Annotated in this window: 14 protein-coding genes; 11 read left to right on the plus strand and 3 right to left on the minus strand. The window is 48.4% G+C overall.

Annotated elements, in window-relative coordinates:
- Positions 1–51: 51 nt before the first annotated feature.
- The 6 genes from UNH61_RS06935 (at position 52) to UNH61_RS06960 (ending at position 5,229) form a co-directional block, all read left to right on the plus strand.
- Positions 52–642 carry a TetR/AcrR family transcriptional regulator gene (locus UNH61_RS06935; RefSeq protein ID WP_326991409.1) on the plus strand — a complete coding sequence of 197 codons (591 nt, stop codon included), beginning with the start codon at positions 52–54 and terminating at the stop codon, positions 640–642.
- Positions 643–756: 114 nt separating this feature from the next.
- Entirely contained in the window at positions 757–906 is a 150-nt protein-coding gene (locus UNH61_RS06940; RefSeq protein ID WP_326991410.1) for a hypothetical protein, read from the plus strand.
- An 18-nt stretch (positions 907–924) separates the two neighbouring features.
- Positions 925–2,196, plus strand: a complete 1,272-nt coding sequence (locus tag UNH61_RS06945; protein WP_326991411.1) for an MFS transporter — start codon at positions 925–927, stop codon at positions 2,194–2,196.
- Positions 2,197–2,357: 161 nt separating this feature from the next.
- Positions 2,358–3,275 (plus strand): hypothetical protein, encoded by a 918-nt coding sequence (locus tag UNH61_RS06950; protein WP_326991412.1) that lies wholly within the window; start codon positions 2,358–2,360, stop codon positions 3,273–3,275.
- A 22-nt stretch (positions 3,276–3,297) separates the two neighbouring features.
- Positions 3,298–4,230 (plus strand): outer membrane beta-barrel family protein, encoded by a 933-nt coding sequence (locus UNH61_RS06955; RefSeq protein ID WP_326991413.1) that lies wholly within the window; start codon positions 3,298–3,300, stop codon positions 4,228–4,230.
- A gap of 18 nt (positions 4,231–4,248) precedes the next feature.
- Positions 4,249–5,229 carry a helix-turn-helix domain-containing protein gene (locus UNH61_RS06960; protein WP_326991414.1) on the plus strand — a complete coding sequence of 327 codons (981 nt, stop codon included), beginning with the start codon at positions 4,249–4,251 and terminating at the stop codon, positions 5,227–5,229.
- A gap of 3 nt (positions 5,230–5,232) precedes the next feature.
- On the opposite strand, the gene UNH61_RS06965 is transcribed toward UNH61_RS06960, so the two are convergent.
- Positions 5,233–5,661, minus strand: a complete 429-nt coding sequence (locus UNH61_RS06965) for a response regulator (RefSeq protein WP_326991415.1) — start codon at positions 5,659–5,661, stop codon at positions 5,233–5,235.
- 241 nt (positions 5,662–5,902) lie between these two features.
- On the opposite strand from UNH61_RS06965, the gene UNH61_RS06970 reads away from it, so the two are divergent.
- The gene (locus tag UNH61_RS06970; RefSeq protein ID WP_326991416.1) at positions 5,903–6,325 is read left to right on the plus strand and encodes a secondary thiamine-phosphate synthase enzyme YjbQ; all 423 of its coding nucleotides are present in this window, start codon (positions 5,903–5,905) and stop codon (positions 6,323–6,325) included.
- Positions 6,326–6,403: 78 nt separating this feature from the next.
- On the opposite strand, the gene UNH61_RS06975 is transcribed toward UNH61_RS06970, so the two are convergent.
- On the minus strand, positions 6,404–8,119 hold the full coding sequence (locus tag UNH61_RS06975; RefSeq protein ID WP_326991417.1) for a hybrid sensor histidine kinase/response regulator: 1,716 nt from the start codon (positions 8,117–8,119) through the stop codon (positions 6,404–6,406).
- 440 nt (positions 8,120–8,559) lie between these two features.
- On the opposite strand from UNH61_RS06975, the gene UNH61_RS06980 reads away from it, so the two are divergent.
- Positions 8,560–11,124 (plus strand): TonB-dependent receptor, encoded by a 2,565-nt coding sequence (locus tag UNH61_RS06980; protein WP_326991418.1) that lies wholly within the window; start codon positions 8,560–8,562, stop codon positions 11,122–11,124.
- A gap of 18 nt (positions 11,125–11,142) precedes the next feature.
- The gene (locus UNH61_RS06985) at positions 11,143–12,339 is read left to right on the plus strand and encodes a right-handed parallel beta-helix repeat-containing protein (protein WP_326991419.1); all 1,197 of its coding nucleotides are present in this window, start codon (positions 11,143–11,145) and stop codon (positions 12,337–12,339) included.
- Between the two features lie 6 nt (positions 12,340–12,345).
- Here UNH61_RS06985 and UNH61_RS06990 read toward each other — a convergent pair whose 3' ends face one another.
- Positions 12,346–13,761: a PLP-dependent aminotransferase family protein gene (locus tag UNH61_RS06990; RefSeq protein WP_339070775.1), complete on the minus strand. Its 1,416-nt coding sequence runs from the start codon at positions 13,759–13,761 to the stop codon at positions 12,346–12,348.
- Between the two features lie 92 nt (positions 13,762–13,853).
- Here UNH61_RS06990 and UNH61_RS06995 point away from each other — a divergent pair, with 92 nt between their 5' ends.
- Together UNH61_RS06995 and UNH61_RS07000 are read left to right on the plus strand one after the other, a co-directional pair.
- Positions 13,854–14,321 carry a GNAT family N-acetyltransferase gene (locus UNH61_RS06995; protein WP_326991421.1) on the plus strand — a complete coding sequence of 156 codons (468 nt, stop codon included), beginning with the start codon at positions 13,854–13,856 and terminating at the stop codon, positions 14,319–14,321.
- A 57-nt stretch (positions 14,322–14,378) separates the two neighbouring features.
- A complete protein-coding gene (locus UNH61_RS07000; protein ID WP_326991422.1) occupies positions 14,379–15,326 on the plus strand; it encodes an NADP-dependent oxidoreductase in 948 nt (315 codons plus the stop codon).
- Positions 15,327–15,351 lie beyond the last annotated feature (25 nt).

The raw sequence follows: 15,351 nt of genomic DNA on the forward strand, positions 1-15,351 counted from the left end.
TCAAAAAATAATTTTTTAAATAAGCAATTGCTCACTTATCTTTGTGGCGAAATGAGATATAGGGATGAAAATAAAATACAGGCCATTCGTGATTCAGCCATTGAAATGATAGCGAAGGATGGACTGGAGAATTTCGGGATCAACCGGCTGGCAAAATCAGCGGGTGTATCGCCGGCTACTATTTACATCTACTATAAGGATAAGGAAGATCTGCTCACCAGCATTAGTGTGGAGGAAGCGCAGAAGATGGTAAGAGCAACGATGAAAGGATGTCACTCCGGAATGCCTTTCAGGGAATGGTTATGGGTGCAGTGGAAGAACCGGGCAGCATTTGGGATGGATAATCATAGCGTGGCCGGCTTTTTTGAGCAGCTGCGTAATTCATCTTACAGAGACAAAATGCTGGAAACAATCAGTGAGGAATTTAAACATGCCATGGGGGCGTACCTGGAGAACGCAGTAAAAAGCGGAGAAGTTAATTGGGTGCCGGTAGAAGTATTTTGGGCAGTAGCATTTGCACCGCTGTATACCCTGGTCAAGTTTCACAATGAAGGGAGGAATATTGATGGCAGCCCTTTCAAGCTGACCGAATCAATCATGAAAGCTGCTTTTGAGTGTATCATCAAGGGAATGTTGAAGTAGAATTTTTTTTGATATATTTATAAATGAGCGCTTGCTTATAAAATGTGACAACATATTCTCATTTTCAAAACGAACATTGCTACCACTACCGATCGCTCGAAAATAGCGCCGGTATTGGACCGGCAGCAGCATGTAGTTAGCTGGACGGTAGATATGGAAGATGTGGATTGCGTGCTCCGGGTAGTAGCCAACGAACCGGTACTGGAAGAAATCACCGCATTGATCAGTGCTAACGGCTACGCCTGCACTGAGCTCGACGACTAAGTTTTAAATACACCCAATATGAAATCAACACCTGCATTTTCTTCTTATCAGAAAATCATTATTGCATTGTTGGCAGTTACCCAGTTTACGGTAGTATTGGATTTTATGGTGATGTCGCCATTGGGCGATATGCTAATGAAATCAATGAACATAAAACCCGGACAATTTGGAATCGTTGTATCTGCCTATGCCTTCAGCGCCGGGGTTTCCGGGCTGCTGACAGCCGGTTTTGCCGATCGTTTTGATCGTAAAAAATTGCTGCTGTTTTTTTATGCCGGCTTTATAACAGGCACCTACTGTTGTGGATTGGCTAACTCTTACTACGCCATGGTAGCGGCTCGTGTGGTTACGGGCCTGTTTGGCGGAGTAATCGGATCGATCTCCCTGGCGATCGTTGCCGACCTTTTTGACATCTCACAACGGGGCCGTGTAATGGGCTTTGTACAGATGGGCTTTGGCGCGAGCCAGGTGTTGGGGATACCTGTTGGTTTATATCTTGCTAACTTCTGGGGATGGGAAGCACCTTTCTTCCTCATTGCAGGTGCGGGTACTATTACGATGCTGCTGATAGCATTGAAAATGCAGCCAATCGTAGCGCATCTCGCTTTGCAGCGCGATCGTAACGCCTTTGCGCATCTCTGGCATACCCTGAAGAACTCCGAATATCGCATCGGCTTCATTACAACAGGCCTGATGTCCGTGGGCGGTTTTATGATGATGCCCTTCGGTACCGCCTTCGCTGTAAATAATCTGCTCGTACCACAGGATAAATTATTCCTGCTGTTTATGGTAAGCGGTCTGGCTTCATTGACGATGATGCCGTTGATTGGTAAGCTGAGCGACAGAATAGATAAATTCCGCCTGTTCGTCATTGCCACCTGTGCCATGATGTGTGTGATCCCCGTATATACGCACCTGACACCGCAGCCGCTCTGGATCGTGATGGTGTTTAACGTATTGATGATGACGGCACTGGTGGGCCGCATGGTACCTCTGACTGCCCTCACAACTGGTATCCCCGACATGGGCGACAGAGGCGCTTTTATGAGCGTGAATTCATCCCTGCAACAGATATCCGGTGGGGTGGCTGCCGTGATCGGTGGAATGATTATTACCCAGCAGAATAAATTCAGCCCACTGGAACACTATGATACCCTGGGTTGGGTAGTGGTAGCGATATCCGCACCGTGCTTATACCTAGTATACCTGGTGAGTATGTTGGTGAAGAATAAGATGGCCAGGGGAGGAGCGGCTGTTGCCAAGACAACTGCCGCTGCACTTGAACATTAAGAATAAAGCATATGGAATGAAGAATGATGAGCGAAGATTAAAGCAGATGACAATACACTTATCCGCTTTAATCTTCGCTCATCATTCTTCATTCCATATTTTCTATTCTTAATTATTTTTTTTCTATTTTGGCGCCCTCAAAAGATAACCTGATATTCTATATGCGTCAACTTATCCTGCCTGTACTGTTAGGAGTTTCCGCTTGTGTGATGGCCCAGGATTCCACGATGTTTGTACGTAAACTGAAAGGAATAAATGTTACTTCAAAAAAGAGAACAATTGAAATTAAGGGAGATAAAATCATTTATAATGTAAGCACCAGTGTAAATGCCATGGGCAGTAATGCCCTGGAATTATTAAAGCAATCGCCCGGCGTGATGGTAGGACCATCTAACAGTATATCCCTGAATGGCAAGGCAGGGGTAACTGTTTATATCGACGGTAAGCCGTCGTATATGCAGGGCGATGCACTGGCTGCGTTACTGAAGTCGCTGCAGTCTGCCAATATCCAGAGCATAGAACTGATGCCCAACCCTTCCGGAAAGTATGATGCCGCCGGTACTGGCGGTATTATCAACATCCGCCTGAAGAAGCTGACTACTGCTGGTTACAACGGGGATGTTTCCGCCGGCCTCCATTTTGGGGAAACGCCTAAAACAGAAGCGGCGTTGAACATGAATTACCGGACCGGAAAATTCAATCTTTACGGAAACTACAATCATTATTTCGGTCACCGGAATATGCGCTACGATTTTTATCGGGTGCAGTCCGGCCAGATCATCGACAACCGCACCGCCGACACTGATATGCGCAATCCTGTGAATTTCAAGGCCGGGGTGGATTATAATGTCAACAGCAGGCATACACTTGGGGCGATGATGAATGCCAACCTTTACTTCGGCCCGGGCCTCACCAACACGCTGACCTATCTGTCCGACAGTACTACGCAAAAACTGCTGTCAGTGCTTCGCGCCCGGAACGACTATTATTCCCAGCGTCAGAACTGGAAGAACTATAATTTCAACTACCAGTATAAGGATACTACCGGCAGGGTATTATGCGGCCTACCTGCTGGCTGATCAGCAATGGGGCAATTGGAAATTGCAGGCAGGTGTGAGAACGGAAAGAACAGTGGCAGATGGCGCTTTGAATGCTAAAAGCAAAGTATCCGGGCAGGATACAGTGCAACAGGTCAGTAACCGCTATCTCGATTTCTTTCCATCCCTGCATCTCACCTGGAAAACCAATGATCATCATAGTTTTTCTTTGTCGTACAACCAGAAGATCGACCGCCCCACTTACGCAGATCTGAATCCGTTTGAGTACCAGATGGATGAGTTATCGTCCTGGAAAGGAAATTCTTTCCTGCGGCCTCAGTATGCGAACAGCGTTACACTGGGCTATAATGCCACCGGTGTGCTGGCGGCTACGGTATCGTATACACGCATACAGGATATGTTCGTTTCCGTAACAGATAGTATCGATGGAAATAAGATGATCATCATGCCGCAGAATGTGGGCACACAGCAGCTGTTTTCCCTGCATATATCTTCGGCGGTGGAAGTAATGCCGTGGTGGAATATTACGGCCAGCGCCGGTTTTTTCCACAAGCAGAACCATATCAGCTACGATGTGGCCCGGGCTGTAACATTGCATGTGAATACGATGATGCTGAACCTGCAACAGGTATTTGAACTGGATCGAAAAACACAATTGGAAGTAAGCGGGTATTACAATTCCCCGGATCTGACCGGAGGGTTCCAGCGTACGAAGTTTGTATGGCAGGTGAATACCGGTGTACAGCGTAAGGTATTGAGAGACAAAGGTGTTGTAAAACTGGGCATCAGCGATCTGTTCCAGACCTACTGCTGGGCCGGCATAAGGGATTATGATGGCATGTACTATCGGAACCAGGGCGCGGAAGACTCGAGGCAGCTGAAGCTGGGCTTTAATTACCGCTTTGGCAACGTGAAAATCGCCAGGGAAAGGGACAGAAGTTCGGGATTGGATAGTGAATCGAGAAGGGTGAAGTAATTTTCTTAGATTTGGAATATGAAGCAGATATCCATACTCGTTCCTAAGGGCGCAGCAGCGCTCAGTTGTATTGAAGGATCCTTTGTGATGTTCACGAAGGTTAACGACTTCCTGGAGAGCGTAGGAAAGCAGGCTATGTTTGATGTGAAGCTGATCGGGCTGAATAAGGACTCCCAGGTTTATGACAAGTTGTTCAAAGTAACACCCGATCTGACTATTACGGATGATCACCGGGCCGATCTGATCATTATTCCGGCTGTTAATGGGGAGAGGCAGGAAGTAATAGACCTGAACAAGGACTTTTATCCCTGGATCGTGCAGCAGCATGAAAAAGGAGCCGAGGTGGCGAGTTTATGTGTAGGCGCTTTTCTGCTGGCTGCCACCGGCTTGCTGACAGGTAAGCGTTGTTCTACTCACTGGCTGGCTGCCGATGATTTTAAAAGTATGTTCCCGGAAGTGGAGCTGGTATCCGAAAAGATCATTACAGATGAAAAGGGCGTTTATTCCAGTGGTGGCGCCAATTCTTTCCTGAACCTGTTGTTGTATCTGATAGAAAAGTACACCGACCGGGATATGGCTATCCTGACATCGAAGTATTTCGAAATAGAGATAGACCGGACCAATCAGGCTACATTCACCATATTCAAGGGGCAGCGGGAGCACCAGGACGAATCTGTAAGGCTTGCACAGGAATTTATTGAGCAGAATTTTTCAGAGAAGATAACCGTCGATCAGTTGTCTTCTATGTTTGCGGTAGGCCGCAGGAGTCTGGAACGAAGATTTAAAAAAGCAACCAATAATACCGTTGCAGAATATATTCAACGTGTAAAAGTAGAAGTAGCCAAAAAAGGTTTTGAAAGCAGCCGTAAAAATATCAATGAGATCATGTGGGAGGTTGGGTATTCAGATACCAAGGCTTTCAGGACTATTTTCAAGAAAACAACCGGCTTATCGCCACTCGAGTATAGAAATAAATACAACAAACCTGCTGTAAAATAACGGTTATCGCTCCGCGGCTACCTGTGATGAGAAAAGTTTTTGCCATCTTTCTTCCAGTACACCTCTTAACATGGTACACAATTCCTGGAATGTATTGGGCTTGGTCAGAAACAGCTTCGCGCCCAACCGCATAGCATCTTCTATGTCTTCCTTCATATCGGAAGTACTGAGAATGATGATATTGGTGAGTTGGTGATGCAGCAGTTTCTTTAACTCCACGAGACATTCCCTTCCGTTCATGAGGGGCATGTTAAAATCCAGAAAGATAAAATCGGGCCTTACTGCTTTATTATCGTGCAACATAGCAAGTGCCTGTATTCCGCTATCGCATGCATGGGTTTCGATCACCGGGGAAATGTTGCTGATGGCTTCCTGGAAAAAGTTCCTGTCATCCGCATCATCGTCAATGATCATTACTTGTGGTGTCGCCATGGTTAAAATTTAATGATTAAGGATTTTCAAGCTATCGGTCTGTTATTGTGGCGGGTGGATGAAGGTAACTAAAAGTACATTGGTATTCGAATTAAATATTTTATAATACATATTGCTGAATCCGTTTGGCTGTTCCGGGGTTATTGCGCATCATTCAGGGAGTGGAATGTTATCACGCTTATTCACATCTTCCGTAATCCTTTTACAAAATCAGTAACTTGCGTGCTGCTAATTATTCCGCATGAAAATATACCAGCAACCGGTTGCACTGGCGCCCAGGAGAAGAGGTTTTCACCTGATCACTACAGAAGTATTGCAGGCATTTCCGCAGATAGCGGAGATCCGGACAGGAATGCTGCAGGTGTTTATACAGCATACATCGGCGTCGCTGACGATCAATGAGAATGCGGATCCTACGGTGAGAGCGGATTTCGAGACTTATTTCAGCAAAGCAGTGCCGGAAAACGATCCGGATTATGAGCATAACGATGAAGGCCCGGATGATATGCCGGCGCATCTGAAAGCGGCGTTGCTGGGTAGTTCTGTTACGATACCGGTACGTAATGGCCGTCTGGCCCTGGGTACCTGGCAGGGCATCTACCTCTGCGAACATCGCAATTACGGGGAAAGCCGCCAGCTTATGCTGACGGTTTGGGGAGAATAGATCCGGTAGAAGAAACCTGATGGTATGAGTCGCCGATAGGTGCGGAATCCATCCGCTACGCGGTACAATAAAGTGCACTCATGCAGTTACCACCAGGTCCTTCAGCACATTGTACAGCTGTTCAATGTTTACCGGTTTACTTATGAATCCATCAGCACCCGAGGCAATCACTTCTTCTTTTACTTCACTATAGGAATTCCCGGATACCAGGATAAATGGTATTTGCCGTAGTTGCCTGTCGGCCTGAAATAGAGCCAGCATTTCTATGCCACTGGTATGCGGCATAATCATATCCATCAACACCGCATCCGGCTTGAGTAATCGTGCTTTCGACAACCCCTGTGGGCCGGAGTCGGCCACTATGGCCTCTATTCCCATTCTTTTCAACACCAGGGTAAAGGCCAGCTGGTTGAGCGGGTCATCGTCTACCACCAGTACTTTTAATCCCTGCAGCAGAGAATAATCCATCGTACGCAGGGTAGCTGGTGGCGGCGGAATGGCTTCTATGGGGAGTCTCAGGGTGAAGATACTTCCGCCTCCGGGGTTGTCGCCCACGGTAAGGTCGCCGTTGAGCATCCTGGCGATATGGCGCGCAATGGGCAGGCCCAGGCCGCTGGATTCCGACTGCTGGCCGGAATCGGTCACATAAGGATCGAAGATGTGCTCTTTTTGGTGATCGGGCACGCCGCGGCCCTGGTCTGCCACTGTAATACAGAGTTGCTGGTGGCAGACGGCGGCATTTACGCTGATGACAGAACGGAAAGTAGTAAACTTGATCGCATTGCTTAGCAGGTTGACGATGATCGTACGAAGTTTAGATTTATCGGCCAGTATATATTCCGGCAATTCATTGCTGATATCTATATGTATGTGTACCGACCGTCTTTTTGCGAGATATTCATACGTATCGCAAAGATGTTGCAGCCAGTTACAGAAATGAAAGGGCGATTTACAGATCTCTTCTTTCCCGGCTTCAATTTTAGACCAGCCGAGGGCATTATTCATTACCAGCTGCATATCCTGGCAGGCAAAATGGACCGCTTCCAGGTGAGCGATTCCCACCTGGACGGTCCTCTTCCCCTGATCGGCCGTTTCGATATAGTTCTGGAGTATGCTGTTTACTACATTTAACGGCGACCTGATCTCATGTGTGGTTTCGCGGACATAGATCCGCATCGCCTGATTGGTTTTGTCGAGCTGCTGTACCAGCTGTTTCAACTGTAAATTCTGGTACCAGCATTCCCGGGCGAAATAATACAGGGCAATGGCGTTGAGGAAAGTGGCCGCAATCACCACCATCCATTTTATAGTTGATTCGGCTTCCTCATTAAATTCAAGCGGGGCAATAACCGGGTGCCGGTAATTCAGCTCTGCCAGCAATAACATACCGGCACTTACGGCTAATGCCATCACTTGTGCCCTGGGGCGATGGAAAACCAGAAACGCACAAAATGCAAGAAAAGGAGTGAACAGCAGGATCTGCGAAGCCGGACCCAGCAACGCACAGAAAAACCAGACGGCGATACTATGTAAAAGGAACATCAACTGCTTGCCCAATTCAGGACTGATGTATCTTGTAACCGGTAGAATGCCCAGAAACAGTATACTTTCCAGCATTGCCGGATAGAAAATGATCCTGTAACCCGTTCGGGAATACAGGAGGCAGCCAAATGTAAATGCAAGTAAACTGGCTCCCGCTGCCAGCAAATTGACGATCCTGACAATCCCTTCTTTTACTTCTTCTGCTCCGGCATTGTTATCATGTATCCTGGCGGGTAAATAATATGTCTTCATAAACTCCAGGTTTTCACGTTAAGGGGTTCTTTTTCCTTACCATGGCCGTCAAGGTAGAGGAATGTGTATTATCAAGTGTAAATTCTTTGTTAACAACATTATTGTTTCCAGACTGGTTCAGTTCCGGCGCTTTAAGATCTTAACAATTAACGCACATATCGGAACGAGTTATGAACAATTTTCCGGATAGAGATAACAGCAGAAAAATTGCGAATGCAGCAATAAGTGTTGCGAAGATTTAGGAGATGTTGAAAGTGGCCACTGTAGCTTGTTTTGTCGCATACGGACGAATGGTGTTGTACCATATAACCGGCGAATTCTGAAGAGATTCTGTAGTAGATTTTAATAAACCATTAATGAATGGTTATGAAATAATTAAATGGTGATGTGATAGAAAAAATTTGAAGTGATCGCCTATAATTTCGCATGAAATTCAAATTATGTACAAGCAAATGATCACCCGATTCATTTCTTTTGTACTGTGCATATTATTCTTTCAGAAAACCTATAGCCAGACCCGTGTTAATCAGCATAACACACAGGTCAGAGACACCATTTCCAAAGTAAAGCAATTACATCAGGTATCCGTATTTGGTCAACTCAGCAGGGAAGAAGAGCCTGGTTCGAGAGCCCGGGAGCGGCATGCCGACAATGTCACCAACATCATTTCTTCCCGTGCCATGGAACGGTCACCGGATATCAACGCGGCCAACGTATTGCAGCGTATGAGCGGTATCACCGTGCAGCGCTCTGGTGGCGGTGATGAGGCGTATTCTATTATCCGCGGTATGGAACCGCGCTATAATAATACGCTGGTGAATGGTGTGAAGATTGCCAGTCCGGATGAGAAGTCGAGGTTTGTGCCGTTAAACATCATCCCTTCTGATCTCCTGAGCAGCATTGAGATCAGCAAATCGTTGTTACCTGAAATGGAAGGCGATGCCATTGGAGGTACCGTAAACATGATCATGAAAGATGCGCCCGACTCCCTTACCTTCAAAGCCACAGCAGCACTGGGTTACAGCCAGCTGTTCTTCGACCGGCGCTATACAGGTTTTGGGAAAAATGAGATACGTCCGCTCAGCCCTTTGCAACGTAACCCGCCGGGATACAAGGCGCAGCCGGATGATTTCTCCCGCTCCAACCTGGATTTCAAGCCACAGTGGCCGCTGCCTACCGGCATCTTCGGAGTTACCTATACACAACGTTTTTTGAAAAATAAACTGGGTGTTATTATCGCAGATAATATACAGAATCAGTATTATGGAGATAACAGTCAGTTCAATGGCATCTCGCCGGAAAACCAGACCATCTCCAACAAGCTGCATGCAATAGATGTATCTAACAGGCAAGGGAGTACGCAGCAAATGAACAATGGGCTGATTACACATATCGATTACCTGTTTAACGAACGTCATCATATCAATATAGATAACCTGTTCCTCTATTCCTACCTGGCGCAGGCGAGGCTCAGTAATGATACTACACTCGATGGAACCGGCCGCCATGGCCCGGGCACCGGGCAGGTGTTTTTCAATGACCGTTCGCTCACGCAGAAAGAATATATAGAACACCTGAAAGTATCCGGTCGCCATCTGCTCACACCATCGTTGCTGCTGGATTGGACCGGTATCTGGTCGACCGCAGGAAAGCGTGCGCCAGACAGGGCTACGCTCACCACAGATCTGCTCATAAGGCCGGATTACACTGTTACCGACCGTTACTTTGATGGTATAGAACATATCTGGCAGAAGAATAACGACCACGACTATACGGGAATGATCAACCTGGCCTGGCGCCCTGCTTTGGGCCCACACCCGCTGGAATTGAAAGCAGGAGGTTTGTATCGTTCCAAGTCGAGGTACAACACCCAGGATCTTTACGATCTGAGGCCGCCCACTGTTAACGGCAACGGTGGCGCCACCAGCGGCAAACCGCCTTTCACCGATATCTACAGCGCACAATGGTCGGTGTTCAACAGCGCCGGTTCCGGCGCCTACGATCCCAACGCCTACACCGCAGATGAAAAGGTGACGGCTGCCTTCCTGCAGGCAAAGTGGCAATTGGAACGCCTTGACGTTGTTGGTGGTTTGCGCTGGGAAAATACGTTGCAGGATTTCGCCACCAGCAAACAAAGCATTACGGCTGTTACAGCCGCTACCATCAAGTATTACGACTTCCTGCCGAGCCTGAATCTGAAGTACCGGCTGGCATCTATGCAAAACCTGCGGTTGTCTTATTATAAATCTATTTCCCGTCCTAACTACTTCGAGCTGGTGCCTTATACGATCCGTGGCCTCGACTTCGACGAGCGGGGGAACCCATACCTGAAACACACGGTGGCGGATAATTTTGATCTGCGTTACGAATGGTATCCGCGTGGAGAAGAACAGCTCTTTGCCGGCGTGTTCTACAAACGCATACAGGATCCGATAGAGCTGGGCCTGCTGGATGCAGGTATCAGCGGCGGCCAGATCTACTACACTCCGCAGAATTATGGCACTGCGCATAACTACGGCTTCGAACTGGCGTTTACGCATTACTGGGGGCGTATAGGCGTAACCGGTAACTATACGTATACGCATTCTGCTATTACCACGCCGAAGCAATTATACTACAAGGCTAATCAGAATGCGGGCCTGCCGCAGATCGACAGTTTTCATGTGAATGAAACCAGGCCGTTGCAGGGGCAGTCGGATCATGTAGTCAATTTATCACTGCTGTACCGCGATACCAAAAACGGATTGTTTGCACAGCTGGCCTATGGCTATATCGGCCGCACGCTGGCCGAGGTATCCATTTACTACGCATCTGATTATTATCAGCGTCCTATGTCCACGCTGGCGTTCTCCATTGAAAAGGATGTACGCCGCCATTTAACCATATTCGGAAAGTTCAATAATCTGCTTAACACTGCCACCACCGTGGAGGCGCAGCGAACGTTACTGGTAGCGCAATATGTATATAAAGCTACCTATAGTGTAGGTATCAGGTATAATCACTAACACTTAAAACTACAACTTATGCAACAACCCATTTTTGCTGCCCGCAGAGGCTTCCAGGCGATGGTACTGGCGGTGCTGGCAGGAGCCTCTTTACTGGCTGCCTGCTCCAAATCAAATTCCGTGATCACCAATCAGCCGGTCATACTGCCTGCCAATGCCATCACCGCTACCACCCTTGCCGGTGGCGCCGTAAAAGGTGTCATGCTGTCTGATTCTACCTACATCATCAATGGTAATATCACTGTCTTATCTTCCGATACCCTCACCATACAACCCGGCGCAACTATCAAGGTCAATAAAAATGCTGCCTTCTATGTACAGGGGATGATTATTTCAGAGGGTAGCAAAGACAAGCCCATTACCTTCACTACGTCTACGCAGCAGGCTGGCGACTGGGGCGGGATACAGGCCGATAGCGCCAAATATGTAAGCTTCAAATGGACTAAACTGTTATGGACCGGTGGGCCGGATTCCAGTGGCAATCCGCGTAAAACACTCTTCGTAGCAGCGCCTGTACAGGTGAACGTATGGGATTGCTGGATTCAGGGCGGCCAGGACGATGGTATACGTTGCCAGAATGGAGCTAAAGTGAGCATCCTGCGTAACACCATCGATGCACAGGGCACTACCGATGGAGAAGCCATCAATATAAAAACCGGCGCTACCGGCGACATCGCATACAATGTTATCTGGGGCGGTGCAGGCAGTGCCATCAAAATAGAAACTTCTACCACGGTGCAGATACCCACTACTTATGTGCGCGTATATAACAACACCTGTGTAGACAATGGCTTCCGCCGTGGCGCTGCAGAGCCGGGAAGAGGTATACTCTGCGATGCATTCGGCAGCGGTGAGTTTTTCAATAACCTCATCGTCAATAATTATGAGGGTCTCGATATTGCACCGGATGCAAATATTGCCAAGGTCACATACGGTAACAATTTCTTTTATGCCACGGTAGATTCTCTGCGTGCAGGCTTCTATCCTGTTGGTTCTGTAGGTAAACCTCAGTCCGGTGATATTATTTCTACCGGCACCAATAACAACAATCCTATGTTTATCACCTATACCACCAATCCGCCGAATCCTTCACTGCGCAGCAATCCTAACAATTTTCATCTGCAGTCAGGCTCTCCGGCAACCGGTAAAGGTAACGCCACCTATAACAACGATATCGGCGCATATACCAGCGATAACAAAGGGAATCAGCATTAATTCCTTTTACATCATCCCGGCCGCGATTTTCCCTAACAACTGCAATCGCTGTTCGAGTTGTTTCGTCCAGGCCATGCCAAGAGAAAGGCGCATGCAGTGATTAAACTGAGGTTGAAGCGTGAACATCCGGCCGGGAGCGATGCTGATTTTTTGACGGAGTGCATGCTCATAAAGCTCGGCAGCAGAGAGGTGTTTATCGAAAGCTACCCACAGGCTCAGACCGCCCTGTGGCTGGCTGGTTTGCGTGCCGGCAGGGAAGTGGGAGGCGATGGTATGCATGTATTGAAGATAATTGGAGTGCAGCGTCTGGCGCATCTGACGAAGGTGCTGGTCGTAGCGGCCGCTGTCCATGAAAGCGGCAATAGCTTCCTGGGTAATAGCAGTGGAAGAAATGGCATGCATGTGTTTTAGCTGCAGCACTTTTTCCCTGAACCGGCCGGGGGCCACCCAGCCTACGCGATAGCCGGGCGCCAGTGTTTTAGAGGCAGAGCTGCACCATAGTACCCAGCCTTTGTTGTCGTAGGCTTTGCAGCAAAGAGGGCGATTATTACCGAAATAGAGGTCGCCGTAAATATCATCTTCGATGAGTGGGATGCGATGCCGGGTGATCAGTTTAACAATAGCGCGTTTATGCTCATCCGGCATGCAGCTCCCCAGGGGAGTGTTGAAATTGGTGACAAGCAGGCAACAATGGATCTGGTGAATTACTTTCTCCAGATTGGTGGGATGCACGCCTGTTTGCGGATGTGTGGGAAGCTCCAGCACTTTCAGGCCAAGGCTGACGGCCAGTTGCAGGATGCCCGGGTAGATCGGGCTTTCCACAGCAAGTGTATCACCCCGACGTGTAGTGGCCATCAGACAGAAAGCGATGGCATTCATGCCACCGGCGGTGGAGATAATATCATTTTCCGTCAGGTAACCACCCCAATGAAACGAGCGTTTGGCGATAGCGCGGCGCAGGCGTTCGTTACCGGCTAACGGCTCGTATCCGGTGCCGGAACCTGGCAGGTCCCTCGTGGCTTGCAGGATGGCCTTGTTTAGTTTGGCAACCGGAAGCAGTTCTTTCGCAGGGGCGCCTATGGAAAAGAGCGTCAGCCCCTGGTTTCCCATATCCCCGTATACTTTTGCGATCAGGTGCGATGGCCTGGAGTGGCTGTTCAGCGGCGACGGATGGCTGGTTTCAGGGATCTGCAGTTTCCTGAATGGCAACCTGTTTACGTAGTAACCCGATTGCGGCTTTGCTTCTACCAACGCATCACGTTCCAGTTCCAGGAATACCCTTTTGGCCGTATTCATGCTCACCCCATGCTCTGTGCAAATATCGCGTACAGAGGGCAGTTTGTCGCCCGGCTGTAACACGCCTTCCCGGATAAGCCGGGCCATGTTCGCAGATATCTCTCTATACAGGTAATCTTTCTTCATACATATAACTGTGCTCATCAAAAATACAAAAATTGTATCTGTATTCATTTTAACGGACTTCCGACTTTTGCAGGTATAATAGGTAAAGCAAGATGGAAGAAAACGAAATCACTATCAGAACAGGGGTGGAAAACATGGACCTGCCGGTTATTCACAGATTTTTACAGCAGGAATCTTATTGGGCTCAGGGAATCGGTATAGACACAGTTGTCAATTCACTAAGGCATTCTTATTGCATAGGTGCATTCGTCGGGGAACGCCAGGTTGGCTTCGCGCGGCTAATCACCGATTACAACACCTTTGGCTGGCTGGCAGACGTGTTTGTGGTGCCGGAAGAGCGAGGAAAGGCAATCGGAAAACACTTGATGGGCTTCCTGATGGCGCAGCCGTGGACGGCCCGTCTGCGAAGAATTATGCTGGTAACAAAGGATGCGCATGAGTTGTATCGCCGCTATGGTTTCCGGGAGCCTGGTAATCCGCAACTGCTGATGGAAGTACACCGGCCTGATATTCACCGGCAGCCTGAGAAAGCGCCGCTGAGTATACCGGATCAACAATGATCTTATTATAACGCCAATATATTCTGTACTACATTTGCTTTTGTAATAGCAGGCAATATGAAAGCAATTGTTTTAAAAGACTTTGGCGGAGTAGATAATCTTATCTATACAACGCTACCCGTTCCGGAGCTGGCAGAAGGAGAGGTGCTGGTGAAAGTAAATGCTATCAGCATCAATCCCATCGATGTTAAAACCCGCTCCGGAAGCGGGATGGCAGCTGCATTGAAAGCGTTTTCCCCCATTATACTGGGTTGGGATATTTCCGGGGTGGTGATTGCTTCCCGTTCATCTTTGTTTAAGGAAGATGACGAAGTGTTTGGTATGATCAACTTCCCGGGGCATGGGAAGGCTTATGCAGAGTATGTGGCGGCGCCTGCAGCAGATCTCGCGCTGAAGCCTGCCGGTATTTCTCATGAAGAAGCTGCGGCAGCATCGCTGGCTGCGCTTACAGCCTGGCAGATGCTGACGGTCTATACGCCCGTACAACCGGGGCAGCGGGTATTGATACATGCCGCAGCCGGCGGGGTAGGGCATTATGCTGTACAGATCGCCAAACACCTCGGCGCTTATGTGATTGGTACTTCATCAGCGGCCAACCGGGAAATAGTACTGGGGCTGGGTGCCGATGAGCATATCGACTACCGCGCCGGCCGCCTGGCCGACCAGGTTGGCGGAATCGATTTTGTATTGGATGCGATCGGCGGCGATAATATCGATCTTTCGCTGGAAGTGATGAAGCCCGGCGCCACTATTGTAAGCATTCCATCCGGATTAAAGGAAGCAGCTCCTGCTAAAGCCGCTGCCAGAGGCATGAAAGGCTTCGCACCCAGGGTAAGCTCCAATGGGGCTGATATGAAACAACTGGCTGCTTTGCTGGCTACCGGCCAGCTGCGGTCGCTGGTATCTGCTGTATTTGCATTCGATGAAATGGCCAAAGCCCATCTCCAGCAGGAAACTAACAGAACGGTTGGGAAACTGGTGGTGAAAACAGATACCATTTCGTAAAAATTTACTACTTTGGCAGACTAAA

It is taken from the genome of Chitinophaga sp. 180180018-3, assembly GCF_037893185.1.
Lineage (GTDB): Bacteria > Bacteroidota > Bacteroidia > Chitinophagales > Chitinophagaceae > Chitinophaga.

Bases quoted from the DNA above. Each gene is read 5' to 3' on its own strand.
- UNH61_RS06945 (WP_326991411.1), top strand. From the start codon at position 925: ATGAAATCAACACCTGCATTTTCTTCTTATCAGAAAATCATTATTGCA.
- UNH61_RS06950 (WP_326991412.1), top strand. From the start codon at position 2,358: ATGCGTCAACTTATCCTGCCTGTACTGTTAGGAGTTTCCGCTTGTGTG.
- UNH61_RS06975 (WP_326991417.1), bottom strand. From the start codon at position 8,119: ATGAAGACATATTATTTACCCGCCAGGATACATGATAACAATGCCGGA.
- UNH61_RS06980 (WP_326991418.1), top strand. From the start codon at position 8,560: ATGTACAAGCAAATGATCACCCGATTCATTTCTTTTGTACTGTGCATA.
- UNH61_RS06985 (WP_326991419.1), top strand. From the start codon at position 11,143: ATGCAACAACCCATTTTTGCTGCCCGCAGAGGCTTCCAGGCGATGGTA.
- UNH61_RS06935 (WP_326991409.1), top strand. From the start codon at position 52: ATGAGATATAGGGATGAAAATAAAATACAGGCCATTCGTGATTCAGCC.
- UNH61_RS06990 (WP_339070775.1), bottom strand. From the start codon at position 13,761: ATGAAGAAAGATTACCTGTATAGAGAGATATCTGCGAACATGGCCCGG.
- UNH61_RS06960 (WP_326991414.1), top strand. From the start codon at position 4,249: ATGAAGCAGATATCCATACTCGTTCCTAAGGGCGCAGCAGCGCTCAGT.
- UNH61_RS06965 (WP_326991415.1), bottom strand. From the start codon at position 5,661: ATGGCGACACCACAAGTAATGATCATTGACGATGATGCGGATGACAGG.
- UNH61_RS06970 (WP_326991416.1), top strand. From the start codon at position 5,903: ATGAAAATATACCAGCAACCGGTTGCACTGGCGCCCAGGAGAAGAGGT.
- UNH61_RS06995 (WP_326991421.1), top strand. From the start codon at position 13,854: ATGGAAGAAAACGAAATCACTATCAGAACAGGGGTGGAAAACATGGAC.
- UNH61_RS07000 (WP_326991422.1), top strand. From the start codon at position 14,379: ATGAAAGCAATTGTTTTAAAAGACTTTGGCGGAGTAGATAATCTTATC.